This window comes from Escherichia sp. KCJ4928 (assembly GCF_004352695.1).
GTDB lineage: Bacteria > Pseudomonadota > Gammaproteobacteria > Enterobacterales > Enterobacteriaceae > ECMA0423.
Genome location: NZ_SJWV01000025.1, coordinates 1 through 21,356 on the forward strand (window position 1 = coordinate 1; position 21,356 = coordinate 21,356).

The window sequence follows — 21,356 nt, forward strand, 5'->3', positions numbered from 1 at the left end:
ACATTTGGCACGTCATGGCTCTTAACACACCACAAATTACGCCGACAAAAAAGATAACAGTGAGGTCAATCGGCGAGGAACTGCCGCGTGGTGATTACCAACGTTGCCCGCAATGCGACATGCTGTTTAGCCTGCCCGAGATAAATTCTCATCAGAGTGCCTATTGTCCGCGCTGTCAGGCAAAAATTCGCGACGGGCGCGACTGGTCGCTAACGCGCCTGGCGGCAATGGCTTTCACCATGCTGTTGCTGATGCCGTTTGCCTGGGGCGAACCGCTGTTGCATATCTGGCTGTTAGGTATTCGTATCGACGCCAACGTCATGCAAGGCATCTGGCAAATGACCAAACAGGGCGATACGATAACGGGGGCGATGGTCTTTTTCTGCGTTATTGGTGCCCCCCTCATTCTGGTGTCCTCCATAGCATATTTATGGTTTGGTAACCGACTGGGAATGAATTTACGTCCGGTACTGCTGATGCTTGAGCGACTTAAAGAGTGGGTAATGCTGGATATCTACCTGGTCGGCATTGGCGTTGCTTCTATAAAGGTACAGGATTATGCCCATATCCAGGCGGGTGTCGGCTTGTTCTCTTTTGTGGCGTTGGTGATTTTAACGACGGTGACGTTGTCACATCTTAATGTCGAGGAGCTGTGGGAGCGATTTTATCCGCAGCGCCCCGCTACGCGTAGGGACGAGAAACTTCGTGTCTGTCTTGGGTGCCATTTTACCGGCTATCCTGATCAGCGTGGTCGCTGCCCGCGTTGCCATATCCCGCTACGCCTGCGTCGCCGTCATAGTTTGCAAAAATGCTGGGCGGCGCTGTTAGCGTCAATCGTTTTGTTGTTACCTGCCAACCTGTTGCCTATTTCTATCATTTATCTGAACGGAGGACGGCAGGAAGATACAATTCTTTCCGGAATTATGTCGCTGGCAAGTAGCAACATTGCGGTTGCGGGAATCGTGTTTATCGCCAGTATTCTGGTACCGTTTACTAAAGTGATCGTCATGTTCACTTTACTGTTGAGCATTCATTTTAAATGCCAGCAAGGTTTACGCACACGCATTCTGTTACTGCGGATGGTGACCTGGATTGGTCGCTGGTCGATGCTCGACCTGTTTGTCATATCTTTAACCATGTCGCTGATTAATCGCGATCAGATCCTCGCTTTTACTATGGGACCGGCTGCGTTTTATTTCGGCGCAGCGGTAATTTTGACTATTCTTGCTGTGGAATGGCTGGACAGCCGCTTACTTTGGGATGCACATGAGTCAGGAAACGCCCGCTTCGACGACTGAAGCGCAGATTAAAAATAAACGCCGTATCTCACCTTTCTGGCTGCTGCCGTTCATCGCGCTAATGATTGCCGGTTGGCTGATTTGGGACAGTTATCAGGACCGGGGTAATACCGTCACCATCGACTTTATGTCGGCGGATGGTATTGTCCCGGGCCGTACGCCTGTTCGTTATCAGGGCGTTGAAGTCGGAACAGTGCAGGATATCAGCCTCAGCGACGATCTTCGTAAGATTGAAGTCAAGGTCAGCATCAAGTCCGATATGAAAGATGCGCTGCGCGAAGAGACTCAGTTCTGGCTGGTGACGCCAAAAGCATCGTTGGCAGGTGTCTCCGGGCTGGACGCCCTCGTCGGTGGTAACTATATCGGCATGATGCCAGGTAAAGGTAAAGAGCAGGATCACTTTGTCGCACTCGATACCCAACCGAAATATCGACTGGACAATGGCGATCTGATGATCCACCTGCAAGCCCCCGATCTCGGTTCGCTGAACAGCGGTTCATTGGTCTATTTCCGCAAGATCCCTGTGGGAAAAGTCTACGACTATGCCATCAATCCCAACAAGCAAGGCGTGGTGATTGATGTCCTGATCGAGCGGCGTTTTACCGATCTGGTGAAAAAAGGTAGCCGTTTCTGGAACGTTTCCGGCGTTGATGCCAATGTCAGTATCAGTGGCGCGAAGGTGAAACTGGAAAGTCTGGCGGCACTGGTTAACGGTGCGATTGCCTTCGATTCACCTGAAGAGTCGAAACCTGCCGAGGCGGAAGATACCTTTGGTCTGTATGAAGATCTGGCCCACAGCCAGCGTGGCGTAATAATAAAACTGGAACTGCCGAGTGGGGCAGGATTAACCGCCGACTCGACGCCATTAATGTATCAGGGACTGGAAGTCGGACAGCTAACTAAACTGGATTTAAATCCTGGTGGTAAAGTCACTGGGGAAATGACAGTTGATCCCAGCGTCGTTACCCTGCTTCGTGAAAATACCCGCATCGAATTACGTAATCCGAAATTATCCCTTAGCGATGCCAATCTCAGCGCCCTGCTGACTGGCAAAACCTTCGAGTTGGTACCCGGCGATGGCGAGCCACGCAAAGAGTTCGTTGTTGTGCCAGGCGAAAAAGCACTGCTGCATGAACCTGATGTTCTGACGCTGACCCTGACCGCGCCGGAAAGTTACGGTATTGATGCTGGTCAGCCGCTCATTCTTCACGGCGTGCAGGTAGGCCAGGTTATCGATCGTAAACTCACCAGCAAAGGCGTCACCTTTACCGTCGCCATCGAGCCTCAGCATCGAGAACTGGTAAAAGGCGATAGCAAATTTGTCGTCAACAGCCGTGTCGACGTGAAGGTGGGGCTGGATGGCGTTGAGTTTCTCGGTGCCAGCGCCTCAGAATGGATTAACGGCGGGATACGTATTCTGCCGGGCGATAAAGGCGAGATGAAAGCCAGCTATCCACTGTATGCCAATCTGGAAAAAGCGCTGGAGAACAGCCTTAGCGATTTACCCACCACAACCGTGAGTTTGAGTGCAGAGACGCTGCCGGATGTGCAGGCAGGATCGGTAGTGCTGTACCGTAAATTTGAAGTTGGTGAAGTTATTACCGTGCGTCCGCGAGCTAACGCGTTTGATATCGATCTGCATATTAAGCCGGAGTATCGCAACCTTCTGACCAGCAATAGCGTGTTCTGGGCAGAAGGCGGGGCGAAAGTTCAGCTGAATGGTAGTGGCCTGACCGTACAGGCATCCCCGCTCTCCAGAGCATTAAAAGGGGCTATTAGCTTCGATAACCTCAGTGGTGCCAGCGCCAGTCAGCGTAAAGGCGACAAACGTATTCTGTATGCTTCCGAAACAGCGGCCCGTGCGGTTGGTGGGCAGATTACGCTTCACGCTTTCGATGCCGGAAAACTGGCGGTCGGGATGCCAATTCGCTATCTCGGTATTGATATCGGGCAAATCCAGACGCTGGATCTGATTACCGCGCGCAATGAAGTACAGGCAAAGGCGGTGCTCTATCCGGAATATGTCCAGACCTTTGCTCGCGGTGGTACGCGCTTCTCAGTGGTCACACCGCAAATTTCAGCCGCGGGCGTTGAGCATCTTGATACTATCCTCCAGCCGTATATCAACGTCGAACCAGGCCGGGGCAATCCTCGCCGCGACTTTGAATTACAAGAGGCCACCATTACTGATTCGCGTTACCTGGATGGCTTAAGCATTATTGTTGAAGCGCCGGAAGCCGGTTCGTTAGGTATTGGTACGCCTGTGCTGTTCCGTGGTCTGGAAGTCGGTACGGTTACAGGAATGACGCTGGGGACATTGTCAGATCGCGTGATGATTGCGATGCGCATCAGTAAACGCTATCAACACCTGGTGCGTAACAATTCCGTCTTCTGGTTGGCATCGGGTTACAGTCTGGACTTTGGTCTGACGGGCGGCGTAGTGAAAACCGGCACCTTTAACCAGTTTATCCGTGGCGGCATCGCCTTCGCCACGCCTCCGGGTACGCCACTGGCACCGAAAGCCCAGGAAGGCAAACACTTCCTGTTGCAGGAAAGTGAACCGAAAGAGTGGCGTGAATGGGGAACTGCGCTTCCCAAATAATGCCCACTGCTCCGGCGTGCCTGCGCCGGAGCGTTTATGCTAAACTGCGCGCCTGTTTTTTTGCCAGTGGTACATGCTCGTGGCCCAACACACCGTTTATTTCCCGGACGCCTTTCTGACACAAATGCGCGAAGCGATGCCTTCGACGCTCTCATTTGATGATTTTCTTGCCGCCTGTCAGCGCCCGTTGCGCCGCAGCATTCGCGTTAATACGCTGAAAATCTCCGTTGCTGATTTCCTGCAATTAACCGCTCCTTATGGCTGGACGCTTACGCCAATTCCGTGGTGTGAAGAAGGTTTCTGGATTGAACGCGACAATGAAGATGCATTGCCATTGGGTAGTACCGCCGAGCATTTAAGCGGCCTGTTTTATATTCAGGAAGCCAGTTCAATGTTGCCCGTTGCCGCCTTGTTTGCTGACGATAATGCACCACAGCGGGTGATGGATGTCGCAGCTGCGCCAGGCTCCAAAACGACGCAAATTGCCGCGCGGATGAATAACGAAGGGGCAATCCTTGCCAATGAGTTTTCCGCCAGTCGGGTAAAAGTGTTACATGCCAATATCAGCCGCTGTGGCATCAGTAATGTTGCGCTCACACATTTTGATGGCCGCGTGTTTGGTGCGGCAGTGCCAGAAATGTTCGATGCCATTTTGCTGGACGCTCCCTGCTCTGGCGAAGGCGTGGTGCGTAAAGATCCCGATGCGCTAAAAAACTGGTCACCAGAAAGCAATCAGGAAATCGCAGCTACACAACGGGAGCTTATCGACAGCGCCTTTCATGCATTACGTCCTGGTGGTACGCTGGTTTACTCGACCTGTACCTTAAACCAGGAAGAAAACGAAGCCGTTTGCCTGTGGCTGAAAGAGACTTACCCCGACGCAGTAGAGTTTTTACCACTTGGCGATCTCTTCCCTGGTGCAAACAAAGCGCTGACCGAAGAAGGCTTTTTGCATGTTTTCCCACAAATTTACGACTGCGAAGGCTTCTTCGTTGCTCGTCTGCGTAAAACTCAGGCGATTCCCGCCTTACCCGCCCCCAAATACAAAGTGGGCAATTTCCCGTTCAGCCCGGTGAAAGATCGCGAAGCTGGACAAATTCGTCAGGCGGCTGCAGGTGTTGGCTTAAACTGGGATGAAAACCTGCGCCTCTGGCAGCGTGACAAAGAACTGTGGTTGTTCCCGGTGGGCATTGAAGCCCTGATCGGTAAAGTCCGATTTTCTCGGTTGGGGATTAAACTTGCCGAGACGCACAACAAAGGTTATCGCTGGCAGCATGAAGCGGTTATTGCTCTTGCCTCACCCGATAATATGAATGCATTCGAGCTGACACCGCAGGAAGCGGAGGAGTGGTATCGCGGGCGCGATGTTTACCCGCAAGCCGCGCCAGTGGCGGATGATGTATTGGTTACTTTCCAGCATCAACCGATTGGTTTAGCCAAACGGATTGGTTCGCGATTGAAAAACAGCTATCCGCGTGAACTGGTGCGCGATGGGAAACTTTTTACCGGTAACGCCTGACAGCGCACAAAAAAAGCGCACTTTTTGACTGGCACATTCGGCTGCCTCAACTAGGCTGAAAAATGGTGCGATCGGACTGGTCGTACCACAATCGGCAGCTAAATGGAGAGCACGAAGATGAAAACCAGTGTGCGCATAGGCGCTTTTGAAATCGACGACGGCGAATTACACGGTGAATCGCCAGGTGATCGAACGTTAACCATTCCTTGTAAATCTGACCCCGATTTATGTATGCAACTGGATGCCTGGGATGCTGAAACCAGTATCCCTGCCCTGCTAAATGGCGAACACTCTGTCCTTTACCGTACCCGTTACGATCAACAATCTGATGCCTGGATTATGCGTCTTGCCTGATCCAAAAAGAACCCGTCGGCATGGCGGGTTATTTGTCCTGGTTATTCCCCCGTTGTAAAATCTCTCCTAAACTTAACGGTACGGCACCACACTTCGGGGATGAAATGTTCGCGCTGGTACTTTTTGTTTGCTACCTGGATGGCGGTTGTGAAGATATTGTTGTGGATGTCTACAACACGGAACAGCAGTGTCTTTATTCTATGAGCGATCAACGGATCCGCCATGGCGGTTGTTTTCCGATTGAGGATTTTATAGATGGTTTCTGGCGACCAGCACAGGAGTATGGTGATTTTTAATTATTGCAATTGCACAAGAGTCAGTTCGCCCCCAAAGACAGCACCGGTATCAATATAATGCAGGTTGCCAATATCCACGCGATGTCGCAACGGTGTATGACCAAACCAGAAATGATCAGCACCTGTAATTCCCTGCCCTTTTTGGCGTTCACCTAATCGCGAGCGGCTCCACAAGACCTGATGCAAATCAACGTCCTTTTGCCATTCATAAACATCATCTGGATAATCGGCATGAGCAATAACATGTTTGCCGGTACGACTGTGTACTTCAAGAATAAAGGGCAAATGCTGACATTTTTCCAGCGCCGTTTTCGCTTGTTTCTGTTGATTATCTGCCAGCGCAATAAACCAGTCGCCGCCATTCATCAACCACAAAGACATCTGCTGGGATGCCAGCGCATCCATCGCCATCTGTTCATGATTGCCTCTTACCGCACAAACCCAATGTTGTTCCAGTAACTGCAGACAACGTAAACTTTGCGGCCCACGATCGATAACGTCTCCTACTGAGATAAGTAAATCTCGCCACGGATCAAAACGACAATGCCATAATTTGCGGCGCAACTGCTCAAGACAACCGTGTATATCGCCAGAAAGCCAGATATGTCGCCATTGATGACCCGCAATTCTCTGATAAACGGGCGCAGGCTGTTTCATCAATATTTTCCTCCCGCGCTAAAGATCACATAATCTTAACAAGAATGTTAAAAAACGCTGGACTCAGACAGTAGAGTGTGTGTTATGGTTGACTATAAAGTCAGCGAAGGAAATGCTTCTGGCTTTTAACAGATAAAAAGAGACCGAACACGATTCCTGTATTCGGTCCAGGGAAATGGCTCTTGGGAGAGAGCCGTGCGCTAAAAGTTGGCATTAATGCAGGCTTAGTTGCCTTGCCCTTTAAGAATAGATGACGACGCCAGGTTTTCCAGTTTGCGTGCAAAATGGTCAATAAAAAGCGTGGTGGTCATCAGCTGAAATGTTAAAAACCGCCCGTTCTGGTGAAAGAACTGAGGCGGTTTTTTTATTGGAAATCAAAAGGCTATTTTAGGTAATTAACAGAGTTTTTCAGCTCGTTCTATAAACGGTGCCAGACTCATTTTTTCGCCGGGATTGTTAGGATCATCAATCTGAATCACCGAAATGGGTTGGGCTTTAGTCTTCCCACTGGCAACTTCCTTTTGTGCGATATCGTTTAAAGGATACTGCACGAGGGTACTTGGGTTGATGACATACAAAGCATTACCCGGTCGGCAAGTCAGCATCACCTCTTCGCGATTAAACGCCCATTTGTCTTTACCCACTTCAAAACGGCTGACGGTAATCACCTGCGGTGCAGCCAGCGCCGCTGCAGAACTGGTGAGTAACAGAAACGCCAGAATACTTTTTTTCATCATTTTCGTAATCCATCAAAAAGGTTCGAGAGTCGCAAGCAGGCTGATGATCACCAGCACTACCGCACCTATCGCCCATTCGAGTTTAGTCATCCACACAAACCAGGGTGCCGCACGATCTTCATCCTGCCTCATGCGCGGTACAAGAACATAACGATTAGCCAGCGCAATGACCACCATAATCATCACCAGGATGGCTTTGAGCAATAAGAGTTGGCCCCAGTAAGTCGTTAGCGTGGGGGGAAATCCGGTAATCAACAATGCATTAAGCACGCCGCTTGCCAGTACGCCGATCACCGCAAAATGCCCGCACCAGGAAAAACGCATCAGCGCCTGAATAGCCTGGTGTCGCCAACGGCCTTTGATGAGTTGCATACACCAGAGCACCGGCAGTAATCCCCCAAACCACGCCGCCGCACAAATCAGGTGAATCGCGTGATTAGTCTGATGGATTTTCGCCGTTACCCCTTCATTCAGCGTCGCATGCCCGATTCCCGCCAGCAGAATAAATTGCGCGGTAGTGAGCATAAACAGCAAACGTGGCATATTCCGCGGTTGCATAAGGGCGACGATCAACGTTACGAGGGCGAGAACAATTTGCCATAACCAGACGCCACCAAACTGCGTTTGCAAAACAGCCTGCCAAATGTTTGGCGAAAATACATCTGCCCATCCCGTTCCCATCAACCCGCCCTGAACGGCGAGCATTGCAGTGGCACTGATCAAACTCCAGACGGCAGCGTGCTGTTGTAAACGCAGAAAACGCTTCGCCAGCAAGCGACGAATCGTTAAGGGGGCCAGCCAGGCACCGTACATTGCGAAGCCAAAGACCAGCATCAGCGAGGTGAAATGGATAAATCGCAGCGCGATCCAGGTAAACGCCAGCATGATTTATTTCACGCTAAAGGTGTAGTGTCCTTTCGTTTTATGCCCGTCCACCGAAACAACATGCCAGTCAACGATGTAGGTTCCGGGTTTCAGCGAATCGGCCAGTGGAACAATCAGTTGCTTTTGGTCCTGCTCATTTCGCTTCGCCGGTAATGTTTTAATATTTTCGTTTTTTGGCCCCGTGATTTTTGCACCACTGAATCCTGTTTCAACACCTTCCGAGAAGTTTAAAGTGATTGCCTGCGGTGCAGCTGTCACTTGCGCGTTTGCCGCAGGATACTGATGCGTTAAATGCGCATGTGCCCAGACGGAAGGTGTCACCAACGAAGTGGTCAGGATTGCCAGCGCGTAGCGAAGGGAGCGTGCAGTTGAAGTCATATTATCTATTCCTTTTTGTAATAACTTTTTTACAGAGCATAACCTTGTCTAATGTCTGAGTCGAGGATCATCAATTCCGGCTTGCCATCCTGGCTCACTCTTAGTAACTTTTGCCCGCGAATGATGAGGAGATTAAGAATGCTGAAGAATCTGGCTAAACTGGATCAAACAGAAATGGATAAAGTGAATGTCGATTTGGCGGCGGCCGGGGTGGCATTTAAAGAACGCTACAATATGCCGGTGATCGCTGAAGCGGTTGAACGTGAACAGCCTGAACATTTGCGCAGCTGGTTTCGCGAGCGGCTTATTGCCCACCGTTTGGCTTCGGTCAATCTGTCACGTTTACCTTACGAGCCCAAACTTAAATAAAACTTATACAGAGTTACACTTTCTTACATAACGCCTGCTAAATTATGAGTATTTTCTAAACCGCACCCATAATTTGCAGTCATTTTGAAAAGGAAGTCATTATGTCGTTCTGGAAAGTTGCAGCAGCGCAATATGAGCCTCGTAAAACCTCACTCACCGAACAGGTAGTTCATCATCTGGAGTTTGTGAGGGCCGCCGCCAGGCAACAATGTCAGCTGTTAGTTTTTCCATCGCTTTCTTTACTGGGGTGTGATTATTCGCGACGTGCCCTTCCTGCCCCACCCGATCTCTCACTGTTAGACCCGCTTTGTTATGCCGCAACGACCTGGCGAATGACCATCATTGCCGGCCTTCCCGTTGAATATAACGATCGCTTTATTCGTGGAATTGCGGTGTTCGCACCGTGGCGAAAAACGCCTGGGATCTACCATCAGAGTCATGGTGCATGTCTGGGTCGTCGTTCCAGAACCATCACGGTGGTCGATGAACAACCGGAAGGTATGGATATGGACCCGACCTGTTCACTGTTTACTACAGGGCAATGTCTGGGAGAACCCGACCTGCTGGCGTCGGCCCGTCGCTTACAATTTTTTTCACATCAGTACTCGATTGCCGTGCTGATGGCAAATGCCCGTGGTAACAGTGCACTATGGGATGAATATGGTCGTCTCATCGTTCGCGCCGATCGTGGTTCATTATTGTTAGTCGGTCAGCGTTCATCACAGGGTTGGCAAGGCGATATCATTCCATTACGCTAGGCTTTTTCGGCCTGGAGCATGCCATGTTGCGCATTATCGATACAGAAACCTGCGGTTTGCAGGGAGGGATCGTTGAGATTGCCTCTGTTGATGTCATTGACGGAAAAATCGTCAACCCCATGAGCCACCTGGTGCGCCCCGATCGTCCTATTAGTCCACAAGCGATGGCGATTCATCGCATCACCGAAGCCATGGTCGCCGATAAACCGTGGATTGAAGATGTGATCCCACACTATTACGGTAGTGAATGGTATGTCGCGCATAACGCCAGCTTTGACCGCCGCGTACTGCCTGAGATGCCCGGTGAGTGGATTTGCACTATGAAACTGGCCCGTCGTTTGTGGCCTGGGATCAAGTACAGCAATATGGCGTTATATAAAACACGCAAGCTCAATGTACAGACGCCGCCGGGCCTGCATCATCACCGCGCGTTGTATGACTGTTATATCACCGCCGCGTTGCTTATCGATATTATGAACACCTCCGGCTGGACGGCAGAACAGATGGCCGATATCACCGGACGTCCGTCGTTGATGACGACCTTCACCTTTGGCAAATACCGTGGCAAAGCGGTTTCCGACGTTGCCGAACGCGATCCGGGCTATCTGCGCTGGTTATTTAATAACCTGGACAGCATGAGCCCGGAGCTGCGTTTAACACTGAAACATTATCTGGAAAATACTTAGTCCGCAGGCGTAGCGGGTAATGTTCCCTGCGCCAGCGCGACCAGAAAAGCATATTCCATCGCTACGCCTTCGTACGATTTAAAGCGACCAGATTTACCGCCATGGCCTGAGTCCATGTCGGTACAGAGCAATAAAAGATGGTCATCGGTTTTCAGCTCGCGCAATTTAGCGACCCATTTTGCCGGTTCCCAATATTGCACCTGAGAATCGTGCAAACCGGTCGTTACCAGTAAATGCGGATAAGCCTGTGCGGTGACGTTGTCATATGGGCTGTAGCTTTTCATGTACTCGTAATATTGCGGATCCTGCGGATTCCCCCACTCTTCAAACTCACCAGTGGTAAGAGGAATTGATTCATCAAGCATCGTTGTTACAACATCAACAAACGGTACCTGGGCGATAACGCCGTGGAATAATTCCGGGCGTTGATTAATTGCAACGCCCATCAACATGCCCCCCGCACTCCCGCCCATCGCATAACAAAGCGAAGGAGAGCCATAGCCCAGTTTTAACAATGCATCGCAGGCATCAAGATAATCATTAAACGTATTTTTCTTTTTCAGAAATTTTCCGTCTTCGTACCATTGTTGCCCCAGCTCACCACCGCCGCGAACATGGACAATGGCGTAGACAAAGCCACGATCTAACAAACTCAAGCGGCTAAAACTGAAATCGGCATCAATACTTGCGCCGTAAGAACCATAGCCATACACCAGCAACGGGTTGTGTCCTTTGCGAAAATGTTTGCGATGGTAGACCAACGAAACCGGAACTTCGACGCCATCACGGGCGACTATCCACAGGTGTTCACTGCGGTAATTCGCCGCATCAAAACCAGGAACTTCCGTTTGTTTTAATACACGACGCTCACCGGTATCCATATCCAGTTCAAACAAAGTATCTGGTGTGGTCATGGAAGAATAACCATAACGCAATCGCGCGGTTTCAGGTTCTGGATTGTAGGCAATCCAGGTCACATAGGCCGGATCATCAAAGGCAATACCAATGACTTCCCGGGTCTTGCGGTTAATTTGGCGCAAACTGGTTAACCCGCGCTGACGCTCTTCAACCACCAGCCAGTCGGTAAACAGCGTAAACCCTTCCAGCATAATGTTATCGCGTGGCGGAATTAACTCTTCCCACTGTTGCTCATCACGCAGGCGGGTACGGTATAAGCCAAAGTTTTTGCCATGGCGGTTGGAACGCAGATAAAACCGATGCTGGTAGTGATCAAGGCTGTATTCGTGATCTTTGCGGCGCGGCAGAAAAACAAACGGCTCGGCATCGGCCATTTCCGCGTCCAGCAGGCGAACTTCACTGGTGGTGGCGCTGGCCAAATGAATGACTACATAGTGCTTCGAGGTCGTTTTATGCAGGCTGACGTAATAGGTATCGTCTTTTTCTTCGTAGATCAGTTTATCTTGCGATGCTGGCGTACCGATGGCGTGACGCCAGACCTGATAAGGCAGCAGCGTCACCGGATGCTTGCGAACATAGTAGAAAGTCCAGGAGTCATTTGCCCAGACAAAGCTGGGTTCAACGTTATCCAGCAGTTCCGGGTACCAGTTACCAGTTTCCAGATTACGAAAACGAATGCCGTACTGGCGTCGGGAAAGAAAATCTTCTGCCAGCGCCATAATGGTGTTATCGGGCGTAATCGCCATTCCGCCCATCGAATAAAACTCACTATGAGCTGCGCGCTTATTGGCATCGAGCAATGTTTCCCACTCATCCCACTCTTCACTGAATGCCGATTGACGCTGGTAGATAGCATATTCACAGCCTGGTTCATAAATATGCCGATAGCGGTAGCCATTTTTGATGTAGGGCGCAGAAACTTCTCGTTGCGGAATGCGGTCGATGATTTCCTTTAAGATGCGATCCTGCAAGGCTTGTTGTGAGGCCATCACCCGATGACCGTAACTATTTTCTTGTTGCAGGTAGTCCAGGACTTCTGGCTGAGAACGCGTATCGTCCCGCAGCCAGTAGTAATTATCGATGCGCGTATCGCCATGAAGCGTCATGGCGTGGGGAATGCGGGCGGCTTTTGGTAGCATGTTATTGTTCTTTCTGGTTGAAACATCTTATAAGGGTGGCAAAACTCACCGGGGATGCAAGCGAAACAGGGGAGTCATTGCTTAGATGATGACAGGTAATGGCGCGGATATCGAATGTTATGCAGACAGAGAAAATCAGCCTGTTCAAATGGCTGTGCGATTCTGGATAGCCCGAAATAGTCAACTTCAGGCTATCCAGAGAGCGGAATTATTCCGCCAAAGTGCGTTTTTGCTGTTCGAGATCGCGTTCAATGCCGTCACGAACATCCTGGGGGATTTTCAGCGCGTCACCCAGTGCATTCAGGTAACTGCGTTCCATAAAATGGTCAATATCAATAGCCGCGCAACTCAGGAAATAGATTTCCAGCGCCTCTTCTTCATTGCGGACCCCGGTAGCCAGGCGTTGTGGATCCAGCGGTTGTTCGATTGCCTGCTCAATGAGTACACGCCCCTGCTCTTCCACGCCGGCTTCACGCAATTGCTGGTCGATTGCCGCACGTTCTTTGGCATCAATATGACCATCACTTTTAGCGGCAAAGACCAGCGCAAGGATCAAACGTTCTGTACGCTCATCCAGCGGCGTACTTTGCGCGCCAAACTGCGGTTCGTCCTGATGCGCCGCGCGAATTTTATCTTTGTATTTATTCCACAGCACCGTACCCGCTACCGCTCCGCCGCCAACCAGTAACGCGTTGGTGCCATATTTCGTAAGAAGTTTACGTGCTGATTTATTTGCGACCAGCAGCCCAGCCAGTCCGCCTAATGCGCCTGGCACTAACAGTTTGCCCAATCCCTGATCCGCAGACGAGGAGGTAGAAGAACTGCTTTGCCCAAGCAGGGATTGCAGTTGATTTAACCAGTTAGCCATATTTGCTCCTCAATAACCATTTTTAGTGCCTGTAGCATAGCGGATGAGGATGTCAGAAAATGTATATCGAGACAAAAGATGCGCAAATAAGCGGGGCGGTAGGCCGTTATTCAAAGAAATTCGCGCCAGGTAAGGTATTTACTGTATATCAGGTGATAAGGGTATTTTAGGTGAAAGTAGTTTGTCGTTTTGAGTGGCATTGTTTGATGCTGATTGCCCGATGCGACGCTGTTGCGTCTTCTCAGGCCTACGATTGTGGTGCGTTCTGGGGCGGACAAGGCACTCGCGCCGCATCCGCCAACGGTCAATCGAATTATCAGAAGCCATTAACGCCGCTGATATTCCGCCATTCCCGCTTTGCAGTCCACGCTGACCTGGTAATGAATATCGGCACTTTTACCACGCACGGTTAGCGGTACTGACCATTTATCATCTTTACCCTGAATGTCCTGCAAACTGACCCAAGCCACGGGATCGGCCTGACCGACAATTTTTTGATCATCTGCCCAGCGCGCCACGCGATTTTGTTGATAATCACGTTTTACGCTCGCGGCAATTCCGGCAGCATCCAGACCTTCACACTTTGGGAAAGTGACCGACTTGCTGGTTTCATTATTGGCAGCGAAAACTGATGCGCAGGCAGAAACCAACAACAGCCCTAAAAACGCCCCTCTTTTTTTCATGTTTTTCTCCATAGCACAATGATTCAGGAGAAAGCATGGTACAAATTGTCAGGAGCGCAAGTTGCTTCAGGCCGCGTGTGAGGCATCTTCCTCTTCGGATTCAGCACCGACGACCTGTGGGGACGGTAATTTGCCGGTTTTCAGAATGGTGCTCAGCACATCTTTTTGTTCTGCCAGCCATAGCGAAAGGGCTTCACGTTGCTCGTCTTCCATTTGCACTGGAGAATTTGTCAGCCAGGTGTCAAGCAGATCCGCCGTATCAAGCATTTTATCATAAGCATCGGCTTCCTTTTTGCTGGTAAACGACATTTTCTCTTCGCCCTCACGAATGACTACGTATTTAACTTCAACCGCCATTTGCAGCCTCTCATAATAACTGTGATTTTATACAGTATATTTCTTTTCGGTTGAGAAATCAACATCAGCAATAAAGACACACGCAAACGTTTTCGTTTATACTGCGCGCGGAATTAATCAGGGGATATTCGTTATGACGTTATTAGGCACTGCGCTGCGTCCGGCAGCAACTCGCGTGATGTTATTAGGCTCCGGTGAACTGGGTAAAGAAGTGGCAATCGAGTGTCAGCGTCTCGGCGTAGAGGTGATTGCCGTCGATCGCTATGCCGACGCACCAGCCATGCATGTCGCGCATCGCTCCCATGTCATTAATATGCTTGATGGTGATGCATTACGCCGTGTGGTTGAACTGGAAAAACCACATTATATCGTGCCGGAGATCGAAGCTATTGCCACCGATATGCTGATCCAACTTGAAGAGGAAGGACTGAATGTTGTCCCCTGCGCTCGCGCAACGAAATTAACGATGAATCGCGAGGGTATCCGTCGCCTGGCGGCAGAAGAGCTGCAGCTGCCCACTTCCACTTATCGTTTTGCCGATAGCGAAAGCCTTTTCCGCGAGGCGGTTGCCGCCATTGGCTATCCCTGCATTGTAAAACCGGTGATGAGCTCTTCCGGCAAGGGGCAGACGTTTATTCGTTCTGCAGAGCAACTTGCTCAGGCATGGGAATACGCTCAGCAAGGCGGTCGCGCCGGAGCGGGCCGCGTAATTGTTGAAGGCGTCGTTAAGTTTGACTTCGAAATTACCCTGCTAACCGTCAGCGCGGTGGATGGCGTCCATTTCTGTGCACCAGTAGGTCATCGCCAGGAAGATGGCGACTACCGTGAATCCTGGCAACCACAGCAAATGAGCCCGCTTGCCCTTGAACGTGCGCAGGAGATTGCCCGTAAAGTGGTGCTGGCACTGGGCGGTTATGGTCTGTTTGGTGTCGAGCTGTTTGTCTGTGGTGATGAGGTGATTTTCAGTGAGGTCTCCCCTCGTCCACATGATACCGGGATGGTGACGTTAATTTCTCAAGATCTCTCAGAGTTTGCCCTGCATGTACGTGCCTTCCTCGGACTTCCTGTTGGCGGGATCCGTCAGTATGGTCCTGCAGCTTCTGCCGTTATTCTGCCACAACTGACCAGTCAGAATGTCACGTTTGATAATGTGCAGAATGCCGTAGGCGCAGATTTGCAGATTCGTTTATTTGGTAAGCCGGAAATTGATGGCAGCCGTCGTCTGGGTGTTGCGCTGGCGACCGCTGAGAGTGTTGTTGACGCCATTGAACGCGCGAAGCACGCCGCCGGACAGGTAAAAGTACAGGGTTAAACCCGGCAAAAAAACGCTACAAAAATGCCCGATCGTAGATCGGGCGTTTTGACTTTTACAGCTTAGCGCCTTCTACAGCTTCACGCGCCAGCTTAGTAATGCGGTCGTAATCGCCCGCTTCCAGCGCATCTGCCGGAACCAGCCAGGAACCACCGATGCACAGCACGCTTTTCAGCGCCAGGTAGTCACGGTAGTTAGCCGGAGAAATACCACCCGTCGGGCAGAAACGGACCTGGGAGAACGGACCCGCGATCGCCTGCAGGGCTTTCACGCCGCCGTTAGCTTCAGCCGGGAAGAATTTGAACTCTTTCAAACCGTAGTCCATACCCAGCATCAGTTCGGAAACAGTGCTGATCCCCGGAATTAGAGGAATAGTCCCTTCGGTAGCAGCTTTCAGCAGCGACTCGGTCAGACCCGGGCTAATTGCGAACTGTGCACCCGCTTCAGTGACTTCTGCCAGCTGCTGTGGATTCAGCACCGTACCGGCACCCACAATCGCTTCAGGCACTTCTTTGGCGATAGCACGGATAGCGTCAACTGCACACTCGGTACGCAGAGTCACTTCCAGAACGCGCACCCCACCAGCAACCAACGCTTTTGCCATCGGCACTGCGTGTTCCAGTTTTTTTACCACGATAACCGGTACAACCGGGCCGGTGGTCAGGATTGATTCTGCACTTGTTTTCCAGTTTTTCATCAGAGTTTTCTCTCGCCTGATTACAAATTTGTCGTCTTAAAAAGTGATACAGGTTGCGCCCTGTTCGGCACCGGACAGTTTTTCACGCAAGGCGCTGAATAATTCACGTCCTGTCCCCACGCGTGACGCGCTCAGGTCAGGAATGTGCGGTTCGCGAGCAGCCAGTTCCGCTTCGTCTACCAGCAGCGTCAGTTCGCCTGTCTGTCCATTCACACGAATGATGTCCCCGTCGCGCACTTTTGCCAGCAGCCCGCCATCGTAGGCTTCTGGTGTTACGTGGATAGCTGACGGCACTTTACCTGAAGCGCCGGAGAGTCGTCCATCGGTAACTAACGCAATTTTGAAACACCGGTCCAATAATACACCAAGTGGCGGCATGAGTTTATGTAATTCTGGCATTCCGTTCGCTTTTGGCCCCTGATGACGGACAACAACGACACAATCGCGGTCCAGCAAACCCGCTTCAAAGGCCGGCATAACGTCATGCTGGCTTTCAAAAACAACCGCTGGCGCTTCAATCACCTGGTTCTCAACCGGCACGGCAGAGGTTTTCATAACCGCACGGCCCAGGTTACCGCTTAACACTTTTGTCCCACCATGATGAGAGAAAGGTTGTTCGAAGGAAGCGATCACATTGCTGTCGAGTGATTTTTCCGCCCCTTCCCGCCAGTCCAGTTCACCATTATTCAGCCATGGTTCAAGGGTATAACGAGACAGACCAAAGCCTGCCACCGTATTGACATCTTCATGCAGCAGGCCTGCTTTGAGCAGTTCACGCACCAGAACCGGTACGCCACCTGCCGCCTGGAAGTGGTTAATATCGGCCGGACCGTTCGGGTAGAGACGTGCCATCAGCGGTACAACATCAGAAAGGTCGGAGAAGTCATCCCAGTTAATCTGAATACCGGCCGCGCGCGCCATCGCCACCAGGTGCATGGTGTGGTTAGTGGAACCACCGGTCGCCAGCAGAGCAACAATACCGTTCACCACCACTTTCTCATCGATCATCTTACCGATCGGCATCCATTCATTGCCATTACCGGTCATGCGTGTAACCTGACGCGCAGCGGCAGCGGTCAAAGCATCGCGCAGCGGAGAATCCGGATGAACAAAAGAAGAGCCTGGCAACTGCATCCCCATAAATTCCACCACCATCTGGTTGGTGTTGGCAGTACCGTAGAAAGTACATGTTCCCGGCGCATGGTAAGACGCGGCTTCTGACTCCAGTAAGGCCATGCGGTCCACTTTACCTTCGGCATAAAGCTGGCGAATACGCACTTTTTCTTTATTTGGCAAACCGCTTGCCATCGGTCCAGACGGCACAAACACCGCAGGCAAATGACCAAACGACAGGGCTGCCATCGTCAGACCCGGGACAATCTTGTCGCACACACCGAGGAACAGAGCACCATCAAACATGTTATGGGACAGCCCGACCGCCGCAGACATCGCTATCACTTCGCGGCTTAGCAGCGACAATTCCATTCCATCCTGCCCCTGGGTGACACCATCACACATCGCCGGAACACCGCCCGCAACCTGACCAACCGCATTCGCTTCATGCAGGGCTTTACGAATGATTTCTGGATAGTGTTCATAAGGCTGGTGCGCGGAGAGCATGTCGTTATAGGAGGTGATGATGGCGATATTGTTACGCAACATGCTTTTCAAAGAGGCTTTGTCTTCTGGCTGGCAGGCAGCGAAACCGTGTGCCAGGTTACCGCATGCCAACTGCGAACGATGAACGGTCGAAGTTTTCGCTTGTTCTATCCGGGCGAGATAAGCAGAGCGAGTCTCGCGCGAACGTTCAATGATTCGATTTGTTACGCGTAACAATTGTGGATTCATAAAGGCTCCTGAAATTGAGTTGTCAGAGCAGGATGATTCACAACGCGTTTCATTCAGAGGATTTATGACTGAAACGCCTGTAACCGGAGCTCATAGGGCAAAAACGTTTCAGTCAGTGTAATAAAAAAAGCCTCGTGGGTGAATCCGCACGAGGCCTGAAAGTGTAAAAATTGTTCTACAATCTGTGCAAGATCATGTTACCGGTAAAATAACCATAAAGGATAAGCGCAGATATTACTCAAACTCATTCCAGGAACGACCATCACGGGTAATCATCGCCACCGAGGCAACGGGTCCCCAGGTTCCGGCCTGATACGGTTTCGGCGCATCATTGTCCATCGCCCACGCCTCAGTAATGGAGTCTACCCATTTCCAGGCTTCTTCCACTTCGTCGCGACGAACAAACAGTGCCTGAATACCACGCATGGTTTCCAGCAGCAAACGTTCATAGGCATCCGCCAGATGCGTCTGATTAAAGGTTTCTGAATAGCTCAGATCCAGCTTGGTGATTTGCAGGTTATGTTTGTGGTCAAGGCCAGGAACTTTATTCAGTACCTGGATATCCACGCCTTCATCAGGTTGCAGACGGATAGTCAGTTTATTCTGCGGCAGATCCTGCCACGATTCTTTAAACAGATTCAGTTCAGGTGTTTTGAAATAGACCACGACTTCAGAACATTTGGTCGGCAGACGTTTACCAGTACGCAGGTAGAATGGCACACCGGCCCAGCGCCAGTTATCAATGTCGACGCGGATCGCTACGAAGGTTTCTGTATTGCTGCTCTTGTTCGCGCCCTCTTCTTCCAGATATCCCGGCACTTTTTTGCCCTGGGCGAAGCCCGCAGTATATTGCCCGCGTACGGTTTTTTCGCGTACGTTGGAGCGGTCGATGCGGCGCAGAGACTTCAGTACTTTCACTTTTTCATCGCGGATGCTGTCTGCGCTCAGGTCAGACGGCGGAGACATCGCAATCATGCAGAGAATTTGCAGCAGGTGGTTTTGGATCATATCGCGCATCTGACCGGCTTTATCAAAATAGCCCCAGCGCCCTTCGATCCCCACTTCTTCTGCCACGGTAATCTCAACATGATCAATGGTGCGATTGTCCCAGTTATTCACAAACAGGGAGTTAGCAAAACGCAGCGCCAACAGGTTCAGCACCGTTTCTTTACCAAGATAGTGGTCGATACGGTAAACCTGGCACTCCTCGAAGTATTCGCCAACCTGATCATTGATTTCCTGCGAGGTCGCCAGCGACGTCCCCAGCGGTTTCTCCATAACTACGCGTGCCGGTTTAGCATTCAGTTTTGCCTCACCAAGCCCTTTGCAAATTGCGCCAAAAGTGCTGGGCGGCATGGCAAAGTAGTTAATGGTGATACGATTTTTTTGATCCAGCATCGCGCCGAGACGGCTGAATGCAGCAGTGTCATTGACATCGAGATTACAAAAATCCAGACGTGCACTCAGGGTGTCCCATAAACCTTCATCAATAGTTTCTTTCATGAAAGTTTCGAGCGCCTCACGGACAACTTTGGTATAAGCCGCTTTATCCCAGTCAGCACGCCCTACGCCGATAATCCGGGTGTCCGGGTTGAGCTGACCGGCTTTTTCCAGTTGATACAGGGAAGGCAGCAATTTACGACGCGCAAGGTCGCCTTTCGCGCCGAAAATGACCAGGTCACAGGCCTGGGCTGTTTGCGTTACCGCCATGTCATTCTCCTTAAGTTAACTAACCCGGTACTTAAGCCAGGGTATACTTGTAATTTTCTTACGGTGCACTGTACTGCTTTTACGAGCTTGCGAAAACTGTAAACGCTTATCCACCCGTGCGATTACGGGAAAAGCGCGCAAAGTGCGGCAAAACTGATAAAAAAATCATCGTTTTCCATTCGGTAAAAATCTGACACTGATCATGTTATGAAAAAAAATAACAACTTTTTTATCTGCTTTTGTCATTAACACGGCACACAGGCGTAATATCTGACAAAACTGCATTTCGATTTCTTTCAGTGCGGAAATCGTCATTACCCGTGAGTCTCTTTACATCATGAATATGCTGGAAAAAATCCAGTCTCAGCTGGAACATTTGAGCAAATCAGAGCGCAAAGTTGCCGAGGTCATTCTGGCTTCGCCCGATAACGCGATCCATTCGAGTATTGCTGCTATGGCACTGGAAGCCAATGTTAGCGAACCGACGGTGAATCGTTTCTGTCGCAGCATGGACACGCGCGGTTTTCCTGATTTTAAACTTCATCTGGCACAGAGTCTGGCGAATGGCACTCCCTATGTTAATCGCAACGTCAATGAAGATGACAGCGTTGAATCATACACAGGGAAAATATTTGAGTCCGCAATGGCAACGCTCGATCATGTCCGTCATTCACTGGATAAATCTGCCATCAACCGCGCCGTCGACTTGCTCACTCAGGCAAAAAAAATCGCCTTTTTCGGATTAGGCTCTTCAGCCGCCGTTGCCCACGATGCGATGAATAAGTTCTTTCGTTTTAATGTTCCGGTGGTGTACTCCGATGATATTGTGCTGCAACGCATGAGTTGTATGAATTGTAGCGACGGAGACGTGGTGGTGCTGATTTCTCACACTGGAAGAACAAAAAATCTGGTCGAGCTGGCGCAGCTGGCTCGCGAAAACGACGCAATGGTGATTGCCCTCACCTCTGCGGGTACCCCGCTCGCCCGGGAAGCAACGCTGGCAATTACCCTCGACGTACCGGAAGATACTGACATTTATATGCCCATGGTTTCTCGACTTGCACAGCTGACCGTGATAGATGTGCTGGCGACAGGATTTACTTTGCGACGCGGTGCAAAATTCAGAGATAACTTGAAGCGGGTCAAGGAAGCGCTGAAGGAATCGCGTTTTGATAAGCAGTTACTTAATTTAAGTGACGATCGCTAAAAACGACTGTCACTGTCCTAATCTTATACGACATCCGAATGAGATTAATTTATCGCCATCGCGGCGTTATTTCATTCG

Annotated in this window: 21 protein-coding genes; 10 read left to right on the plus strand and 11 right to left on the minus strand. The window is 50.6% G+C overall.

Annotation, left to right across the window (positions count from 1 at the left end):
• The first annotated feature begins 14 nt into the window (after window positions 1-14).
• The 5 genes from yebS to E0D98_RS06165 all read left to right on the plus strand — a co-directional run bounded on the left by yebS (window position 15) and on the right by E0D98_RS06165 (window position 6,069).
• On the plus strand, window positions 15-1,298 hold the full coding sequence (gene yebS, locus E0D98_RS06145; protein WP_001301337.1) for a membrane integrity lipid transport subunit YebS: 1,284 nt from the start codon (window positions 15-17) through the stop codon (window positions 1,296-1,298).
• Window positions 1,267-3,900 (plus strand): lipid-binding membrane homeostasis protein YebT, encoded by a 2,634-nt coding sequence (yebT, locus tag E0D98_RS06150; RefSeq protein WP_001297532.1) that lies wholly within the window; start codon window positions 1,267-1,269, stop codon window positions 3,898-3,900. The genes yebS and yebT overlap by 32 nt, the downstream gene beginning before the upstream one ends.
• Before the next feature lie 79 nt (window positions 3,901-3,979).
• The gene (rsmF, locus tag E0D98_RS06155) at window positions 3,980-5,419 is read left to right on the plus strand and encodes a 16S rRNA (cytosine(1407)-C(5))-methyltransferase RsmF (RefSeq protein ID WP_001307251.1); all 1,440 of its coding nucleotides are present in this window, start codon (window positions 3,980-3,982) and stop codon (window positions 5,417-5,419) included.
• Window positions 5,420-5,536: 117 nt separating this feature from the next.
• Window positions 5,537-5,773, plus strand: coding sequence for a YebV family protein (locus E0D98_RS06160; RefSeq protein ID WP_001295499.1), 237 nt, complete (start codon window positions 5,537-5,539; stop codon window positions 5,771-5,773).
• A 104-nt stretch (window positions 5,774-5,877) separates the two neighbouring features.
• On the plus strand, window positions 5,878-6,069 hold the full coding sequence (locus E0D98_RS06165) for a YebW family protein (RefSeq protein ID WP_001296140.1): 192 nt from the start codon (window positions 5,878-5,880) through the stop codon (window positions 6,067-6,069).
• Here the strand turns inward: E0D98_RS06165 and pphA are convergent, their stop codons facing one another.
• The 4 genes from pphA to yobA all read right to left on the minus strand — a co-directional run bounded on the left by pphA (window position 6,070) and on the right by yobA (window position 8,726).
• The gene (gene pphA / locus E0D98_RS06170) at window positions 6,070-6,726 is read right to left on the minus strand and encodes a protein-serine/threonine phosphatase (protein WP_000812724.1); all 657 of its coding nucleotides are present in this window, start codon (window positions 6,724-6,726) and stop codon (window positions 6,070-6,072) included.
• Between the two features lie 395 nt (window positions 6,727-7,121).
• Complete coding sequence (locus E0D98_RS06175; RefSeq protein WP_000976472.1) at window positions 7,122-7,463, minus strand: YebY family protein; 342 nt, start codon at window positions 7,461-7,463, stop codon at window positions 7,122-7,124.
• A 12-nt stretch (window positions 7,464-7,475) separates the two neighbouring features.
• The gene (gene copD, locus E0D98_RS06180) at window positions 7,476-8,348 is read right to left on the minus strand and encodes a copper homeostasis membrane protein CopD (protein WP_000879282.1); all 873 of its coding nucleotides are present in this window, start codon (window positions 8,346-8,348) and stop codon (window positions 7,476-7,478) included.
• 3 nt (window positions 8,349-8,351) lie between these two features.
• Window positions 8,352-8,726, minus strand: coding sequence for a CopC domain-containing protein YobA (gene yobA, locus E0D98_RS06185; protein WP_000204699.1), 375 nt, complete (start codon window positions 8,724-8,726; stop codon window positions 8,352-8,354).
• A gap of 138 nt (window positions 8,727-8,864) precedes the next feature.
• On the opposite strand from yobA, the gene holE reads away from it, so the two are divergent.
• The 3 genes from holE (at window position 8,865) to exoX (ending at window position 10,539) form a co-directional block, all read left to right on the plus strand.
• On the plus strand, window positions 8,865-9,095 hold the full coding sequence (gene holE, locus E0D98_RS06190) for a DNA polymerase III subunit theta (protein WP_000916763.1): 231 nt from the start codon (window positions 8,865-8,867) through the stop codon (window positions 9,093-9,095).
• Between the two features lie 101 nt (window positions 9,096-9,196).
• Entirely contained in the window at window positions 9,197-9,853 is a 657-nt protein-coding gene (yobB, locus tag E0D98_RS06195; RefSeq protein ID WP_131890555.1) for a carbon-nitrogen hydrolase family protein YobB, read from the plus strand.
• Between the two features lie 23 nt (window positions 9,854-9,876).
• On the plus strand, window positions 9,877-10,539 hold the full coding sequence (gene exoX / locus E0D98_RS06200) for an exodeoxyribonuclease X (RefSeq protein WP_000944256.1): 663 nt from the start codon (window positions 9,877-9,879) through the stop codon (window positions 10,537-10,539).
• On the opposite strand, the gene ptrB is transcribed toward exoX, so the two are convergent.
• From ptrB to yebG, 4 genes are all read right to left on the minus strand, one after another.
• The gene (gene ptrB / locus E0D98_RS06205; RefSeq protein WP_000936936.1) at window positions 10,536-12,596 is read right to left on the minus strand and encodes an oligopeptidase B; all 2,061 of its coding nucleotides are present in this window, start codon (window positions 12,594-12,596) and stop codon (window positions 10,536-10,538) included. The genes exoX and ptrB overlap by 4 nt on opposite strands.
• Before the next feature lie 208 nt (window positions 12,597-12,804).
• Entirely contained in the window at window positions 12,805-13,464 is a 660-nt protein-coding gene (locus tag E0D98_RS06210) for a tellurite resistance TerB family protein (RefSeq protein ID WP_000024745.1), read from the minus strand.
• Between the two features lie 326 nt (window positions 13,465-13,790).
• Window positions 13,791-14,147 carry a protein YebF gene (gene yebF / locus E0D98_RS06215; RefSeq protein WP_001295500.1) on the minus strand — a complete coding sequence of 119 codons (357 nt, stop codon included), beginning with the start codon at window positions 14,145-14,147 and terminating at the stop codon, window positions 13,791-13,793.
• Between the two features lie 66 nt (window positions 14,148-14,213).
• Window positions 14,214-14,504: a DNA damage-inducible protein YebG gene (gene yebG, locus E0D98_RS06220; RefSeq protein ID WP_000257738.1), complete on the minus strand. Its 291-nt coding sequence runs from the start codon at window positions 14,502-14,504 to the stop codon at window positions 14,214-14,216.
• A gap of 133 nt (window positions 14,505-14,637) precedes the next feature.
• On the opposite strand from yebG, the gene purT reads away from it, so the two are divergent.
• Window positions 14,638-15,816, plus strand: coding sequence for a formate-dependent phosphoribosylglycinamide formyltransferase (purT, locus tag E0D98_RS06225; protein ID WP_000173474.1), 1,179 nt, complete (start codon window positions 14,638-14,640; stop codon window positions 15,814-15,816).
• 55 nt (window positions 15,817-15,871) lie between these two features.
• Here purT and kdgA read toward each other — a convergent pair whose 3' ends face one another.
• From kdgA to zwf, 3 genes are all read right to left on the minus strand, one after another.
• Complete coding sequence (gene kdgA, locus E0D98_RS06230) at window positions 15,872-16,513, minus strand: bifunctional 4-hydroxy-2-oxoglutarate aldolase/2-dehydro-3-deoxy-phosphogluconate aldolase (RefSeq protein ID WP_050877016.1); 642 nt, start codon at window positions 16,511-16,513, stop codon at window positions 15,872-15,874.
• A gap of 36 nt (window positions 16,514-16,549) precedes the next feature.
• A complete protein-coding gene (edd, locus tag E0D98_RS06235; protein WP_001069467.1) occupies window positions 16,550-18,361 on the minus strand; it encodes a phosphogluconate dehydratase in 1,812 nt (603 codons plus the stop codon).
• Between the two features lie 234 nt (window positions 18,362-18,595).
• Window positions 18,596-20,071, minus strand: coding sequence for a glucose-6-phosphate dehydrogenase (gene zwf / locus E0D98_RS06240; protein WP_000301727.1), 1,476 nt, complete (start codon window positions 20,069-20,071; stop codon window positions 18,596-18,598).
• A gap of 337 nt (window positions 20,072-20,408) precedes the next feature.
• On the opposite strand from zwf, the gene hexR reads away from it, so the two are divergent.
• The gene (gene hexR / locus E0D98_RS06245) at window positions 20,409-21,278 is read left to right on the plus strand and encodes a DNA-binding transcriptional regulator HexR (RefSeq protein WP_001056706.1); all 870 of its coding nucleotides are present in this window, start codon (window positions 20,409-20,411) and stop codon (window positions 21,276-21,278) included.
• Window positions 21,279-21,356 lie beyond the last annotated feature (78 nt).